Origin of the sequence: Streptomyces sp. NPDC004667 (genome assembly GCF_040609475.1) — a bacterium.
Classification (GTDB): domain Bacteria; phylum Actinomycetota; class Actinomycetes; order Streptomycetales; family Streptomycetaceae; genus Streptomyces.
This window is the reverse complement of the sequence record NZ_JBEXKC010000185.1, coordinates 1-4,867: the sequence shown is the minus strand read 5'-3', so window position 1 is coordinate 4,867 and position 4,867 is coordinate 1. Positions and strand designations below refer to the sequence as shown.

Below are 4,867 nucleotides of genomic sequence, written 5' to 3'. Positions count from 1 at the left end.
GGCGGGGCCCCCGCACACCCCCCCCCCCCACCACCCCGCAGATCAGCCGGGGAGCTTCATGGTGACCCGGCTGCTGTGGAAGTTGGAGACGCGGGTGTACGTCTCGTCGGAGACGGCGTACCGGGAATTGCTCGGGTCGGGCTTGGTGCCGAGCCAGTAGCCGCCGGTCTTCTCCGTGTTGGAGGTGAACAGGCTGGCCTCGTACGTGCCGCCCGCCTTCACCTTCCCGCCGGTGAAGACCTTCTCGAAGCGCCAGTAGCCGTTGCCCTCGGCCCCCGAGAACTGTGCGTGTCCCACCCTGGCACCCAGCCGTCCTTCCTCGGCCAGGTGGAAATCGACCTGGAGGTGCGGGGTGTAGTTGCCGCCGTAGCTCTCCCGGTACCACCGCCAGCCCCAGTAATACTGGGCCCACGCCTCGAAGGTGACGATCAGGCCCAGCGAGCCGTCCTTCATCGTGGCAGGGGTCAGCGTGAACTGGTGCTCCAGCCGCGACCAGTCGTCGGCCCCGTAGGCGGTCAGCAGCTCCCCGGTCACCGCAGTACCCCGCTCCGCCACATCCTCCCAGGAGGGCGGGGCGGCCGGTACGGGCAGCATGGGCGGCTCATACCGGTCGACACCCCGGTGGACCAGCAACAGGACCTCGCACTCGAAGCCCTCCGGGCCATCCCAGAACGGCAGCAGAGCGGGGGGTGCTGGAATCGTGGCCTTCCAGCTCGACCGGCGCGGCCCAGCCACCGTCACCGGTCCAGGTGGCGTGGATCAGCTCGTCCCGCGGCAACCGCTCCTACCTGCGCAAACGCAGCATCAAAGCGGTCATCCCGGAGAAGAAGGACCAGGCCGCCAACTGGAAGAAGAAGGGCTCACGGGGCGGTCGGCCTGTCGGCCACGACACCGGCCTCTACAAGGAACGGAACACCGTCGAGCGCCTGATCAACAAGCTGAGGGCCTGGCGAGGCATCGCCACTCGATACGACACAACGCCTGAGAGCTACCTTGCAGGCCTCCACCTCCGCGCCGCCATGATCTGGATCAAGGACCTCACCCGAACCAGCCCTTGATCACGACTAAATACGCGCCCTAGCTGTGTGAGGCCGGTCGCCCCACACAGCTGTACGCGGTGTACCTGTCAGCGCTGGGGCGGGACGGGTGGCCTGCGGCCGGTGAGGGCTTCGGCTCGATCCATGAGGGGCTCCGCGATGTCGGCGTATTCGCCGCGGGCGACGGACTGGAGCAGTTCACAGAGCGCGGCGAGTTCCCCGAGCCGGCCAGCCGGTGTTCCGAGGACGTCGGCGAACTCGTCCCGTACGCGGGCCGCGATGGCGGGGACGCGCAGGCTGTAGGCGTGGAGAAGGCCCGCGCCGAAGCCCACGGGGACGCTGCCCCAGCGTTCCCAGTCCATGATCGTGAGCGGGCTGGCGGTGAGGTTGGCCCAGTGGAGATCGCCGTGCCCGGTCACGCGCTCAATGCGGGGCGGGGCGTCGATGCCGAGGAAGAGCGGGAAGGAGCGGCGCATCCACAGCGTCCGGACCGCCTCCCGTTGCGTCGGCGTCCCAGCCAGCACGTCCATGGCTTGGTGCAGCTCCGTCCACCATCCGTCGGTGAGCTCCGGGTCGGCGAGGAGTTCGGGGGCGGTCGGGGAGATCACCGGGTGAGGGATGTAGGTGAGGAGGTCGGCGTCGTAGGTCCAGCCGTCCTTGGACCAGCGGACGGTGGCGTGCAGGCGCGGGCGCGGTACGGCGTCCGGGATGTGCTCGGCGCCAGGGATGCCCTCGTGCGGTGAGCGTGAGCTTGCCCGGTCGTCGGGGGTTGCCTAGACACGGAGCCAGCGGTCGGTGCCCGCGCGGGAGCTGATGGTGCGGCCGTTCCAGCCCCACGCGTACGGTCGGCTCGTCGCGACCGCGCAACGGTTGGCCGCTTCGGCGTGCGCGGCCTCCATCCGTTCTTGGGTGGCGTCATCGGGGGGCGAGTACATCGAGCACCTTCCTGAGTTCCGTGTCGGTCAGCGGGTCGTCCAGCGCCGATACGGCGGCGTCCCAGTGCTCCGGCGTGCTCGCCGAGACCAGCAGGACGTCCAGGCTCGGGCAGGAGCCGGCGGCGAGCAGGCAGGCCGCGGCAGGGTGGGTTCCGGGCCGGATTAACTCAACCAGTTCGGGCGTGATCAGGTCCAGGAGTTCCCCACCGTGCAGGGGCGCGGACCCGAAGGCGAGCAGCCCGGCCGAGCGGGCCTGGACCAGGGGGCCGCGGCCGTCGAGTGCGCGGGTGATCGGCTTGGCCATGACCAAGCTGACCGGCTGCTGGACGGCGGCCAGGTGGTGGCCGGGGCCGCCCGCTTCGCGGGCGAGGGCGAGGAGTTCCGGAACGGTGAAGGCGTCCGGGGTGAATCCGGACCAGGTCGCCACCCCGTACGCGCCGATCAGTCCCGAGCCGACCAGGCCTTCGAGAACCTCGAAGGCGGCCCGGAGTTCCGCGTGGAGGCGGTCGCGGTCGCCGTGACGGACCGTTTCGGGGTTGTGGACGAAGACGATGTCGGCGCGGCCTAGAGCGGCGGCGGAGTAGCGGGTCTGCCAGTCGATGAAGTCGGGGGCATGAAGCTCTGACGCCGATGCTGCGCGGCTTCGACCACATCGGCGACGCCTGACGCGCGTCGGTCAAGGTGCATCGCCGGAGTAGTGGAAGCGGCACACCACAACCGGGCCGCCGGGCGGGCTCGGTGCGCCGGGGAGCGGGTCGTACAGTGCCCGGCCGCCGGGCCATCGCCCCAGCTCGGTCTTCAGGGCGACGCCGTCCTTGATCTCCTCCGGCCGCAGGTCGGTGATGTCGAGCAGCAGTCCGTCCAGCGGCCCGCCGACCAGAACGGCGTACGTCTGGTGCGGCAGCCGGCCGGGGTTGGGGGCGTCGTGGTCGTGGCCGTACACCCGGCCTCTCAGCGGCTGTTCGTCATCGGCGTTCATCCGGCCAGCCTTCCAGCCGCCACCGACATCGCGGGCCGGGCGCCGGCCTCCGATGCGAAGAGACCTCTCCCCCACGGCTATCGCGTGGGAAAGAGGTGTCGTCGGCGCAGACAGGCTTGCCCAATGGGGCTGACCTGGGACAACGAGCGGTGTCCGATTTGCCGGGCTCCCACTCACGGTCACACCTTCGGTCCCATGCTGAAAGCAACCGTCCAGGCAACCCTTCAGCCCCCTTCCGTTGCAACCCTCTCCGCGGCTGCCGTAGGCCGGGGAAGACAGGGCGTGGGCCAGGCCGGCTCCCACCTCCAGGCCGCCCACCGCTCGGCCTGCGCGAAGATCCCGGAGCGTTCGGCGAGCATCGCCAGGACCTCACCGCGGGCGGCGTCGACGGCTTGGTGCTCGCTGTCGGAGACGATGCCGAGCCGCCGCACGTGGGCGTACTCGTCTTCGTCCTTCCATTCCCAGCGGGTGAGGTCGGGCGTGACCACCAGGTCCACGGTGAGGTCGAGGGTGTCGAACCCGGCCGTGGTGCGGCGGGTGGGGTGCTCGAAGTTGACGTACCAGTTCCGCAGCCGGCGACCGTCCCCGTCGGGGACGTAGAAGGCGTTGATGCTGAACCAGGCCGTAGGCGGCTTCCACAGCAGCAGATCGGTCTCCTGCCACACCCCGCCCGCGAGCTCCCACCGGCCGGCCGCCATCGCGTCGAACGCCTCCGTGCGCACCGACCGGTCCCCCTCCGCGCGGGCCTGCGCGTACAGGGCGGGCCAGCGGGCCTGTGCTCCGGGCGCGCAGGCGGTCACCAGCGCCTCGCCGGTGTCGGCGACGACCCGCAGTGCCTGCTCGCTCCATACCCGGCCCGACCGGTGTACGTCACGCCGTACGACCGTCTGGCCCGTCTCGAAACCGCGCACCGCGTCCTCCTCCGGTCGGGCCTTGCTGTCCGGCCCGGCTTGGCCAGCTCAGCCCACCCCGGGCGGGGTGGGCAAGCCGCCGTCCGGGGGTGGCTTGCCCAGGCTCCCCTTGGGCTTGCCCGCCGGACAGATCGGTCACCCGGGCAGGCGTGACCGATCTCCCCGATCCATCGGTCAAACCGCACCTCAGGCGCCGTGACCGATCCATGCAACTCCCCCGCCGACCGGTCACCGGCCAGCGGTCAGCCGCGGCCTAACCGGGCAACTGCGCGGCGGGGCCGTGACCGACGGCGCCCGCCCGGCGTGCTCGGGCCAGGGTGGGCAAGCCACCAGCCGAGGCGGCTTGCCCAGGCTCCCCTTGGGATTGCCCACTCCCCCGGAACATCCCGTTGCGGCCGTGCGCGCCGGGTAGCCTCCGGGCACAGTGCGCTGAGCGTGAGGGGTGGGCGTTGAAGTTCACGATCGACACCGAGACCGATTCGTACGAGGACGCGATCCGTACCGTGCGCGGGGCCTACGGAAAGCCGCAGCCCGAGCCGGGCGGTCGGTCGGAGGTGCTGCCGGAGGACGTGGTGTGGAAGCCGCCCAGCCGGTACGACCACCCGGCCTGGACGGAGGAGATGGTGCGGTCCTGGGTGGAGTCGCTGCACACGGTGGAGGAGCTGGACGTGGTGTGGCGGGTGTGCGCGGAGCCGGGCCCGCCCGGTGTCCGGGGCCAGGTCATCGCGGAGTACATCTCCCCGGAGCTGACCGGCAAGCCGGCCCTCACGGCTCTGGGCGTCGTCAGTCGGCGGATGAACACGGCCGCCCGCGAGCTATGGGCCCGGGGAACGCCTTTCGTGATCGACGAGGTCAAGCGCACCCGGACCGTCGACCGGTCGGTTGCCGCGATCCTGCTCGATGCCCTCGCCGAACATCCCCTGGGGCTCCGGCTGCGCCACCACAGCAACCCTCCCGCGCTCGGCTCCTGAGCCCAGCCGTCTCCTGCTGGGCAAGCCGCCCTCA

Annotated in this window: 7 protein-coding genes and 1 pseudogene; 2 read left to right on the top strand and 6 right to left on the bottom strand. The window is 71.0% G+C overall.

Annotated features, from left to right (window positions below; genetic code table 11):
- Positions 1-42 precede the first annotated feature (42 nt).
- On the bottom strand, positions 43-594 hold the full coding sequence (locus tag ABZW32_RS38785) for a hypothetical protein (RefSeq protein ID WP_356225489.1): 552 nt from the start codon (positions 592-594) through the stop codon (positions 43-45).
- Between the two features lie 170 nt (positions 595-764).
- On the opposite strand from ABZW32_RS38785, the pseudogene ABZW32_RS38780 reads away from it, so the two are divergent.
- A pseudogene (locus ABZW32_RS38780) lies at positions 765-1,058 on the top strand (transposase); the annotation flags it as partial.
- Positions 1,059-1,126: 68 nt separating this feature from the next.
- On the opposite strand, the gene ABZW32_RS38775 reads toward ABZW32_RS38780, so the two are convergent.
- The 5 genes from ABZW32_RS38775 to ABZW32_RS38755 form a co-directional block, all read right to left on the bottom strand.
- Complete coding sequence (locus ABZW32_RS38775) at positions 1,127-1,645, bottom strand: hypothetical protein (RefSeq protein ID WP_356225487.1); 519 nt, start codon at positions 1,643-1,645, stop codon at positions 1,127-1,129.
- Between the two features lie 165 nt (positions 1,646-1,810).
- Positions 1,811-1,972: a hypothetical protein gene (locus ABZW32_RS38770; protein ID WP_356225485.1), complete on the bottom strand. Its 162-nt coding sequence runs from the start codon at positions 1,970-1,972 to the stop codon at positions 1,811-1,813.
- Positions 1,953-2,399, bottom strand: coding sequence for a hypothetical protein (locus ABZW32_RS38765; protein ID WP_356225483.1), 447 nt, complete (start codon positions 2,397-2,399; stop codon positions 1,953-1,955). Before ABZW32_RS38765 ends, ABZW32_RS38770 begins: the two co-directional genes overlap by 20 nt.
- Before the next feature lie 249 nt (positions 2,400-2,648).
- Positions 2,649-2,951, bottom strand: a complete 303-nt coding sequence (locus ABZW32_RS38760; RefSeq protein WP_356225481.1) for a hypothetical protein — start codon at positions 2,949-2,951, stop codon at positions 2,649-2,651.
- 224 nt (positions 2,952-3,175) lie between these two features.
- Positions 3,176-3,862, bottom strand: coding sequence for a DUF402 domain-containing protein (locus ABZW32_RS38755; protein WP_356225479.1), 687 nt, complete (start codon positions 3,860-3,862; stop codon positions 3,176-3,178).
- 449 nt (positions 3,863-4,311) lie between these two features.
- Here ABZW32_RS38755 and ABZW32_RS38750 point away from each other — a divergent pair, with 449 nt between their 5' ends.
- On the top strand, positions 4,312-4,833 hold the full coding sequence (locus tag ABZW32_RS38750) for a hypothetical protein (RefSeq protein WP_356225477.1): 522 nt from the start codon (positions 4,312-4,314) through the stop codon (positions 4,831-4,833).
- Positions 4,834-4,867 lie beyond the last annotated feature (34 nt).

Coding starts and splice junctions, on each gene's coding strand:
- ABZW32_RS38785 (WP_356225489.1), bottom strand. CDS start 594: ATGCTGCCCGTACCGGCCGCCCCGCCCTCCTGGGAGGATGTGGCGGAG.
- ABZW32_RS38770 (WP_356225485.1), bottom strand. CDS start 1,972: ATGTACTCGCCCCCCGATGACGCCACCCAAGAACGGATGGAGGCCGCG.
- ABZW32_RS38760 (WP_356225481.1), bottom strand. CDS start 2,951: ATGAACGCCGATGACGAACAGCCGCTGAGAGGCCGGGTGTACGGCCAC.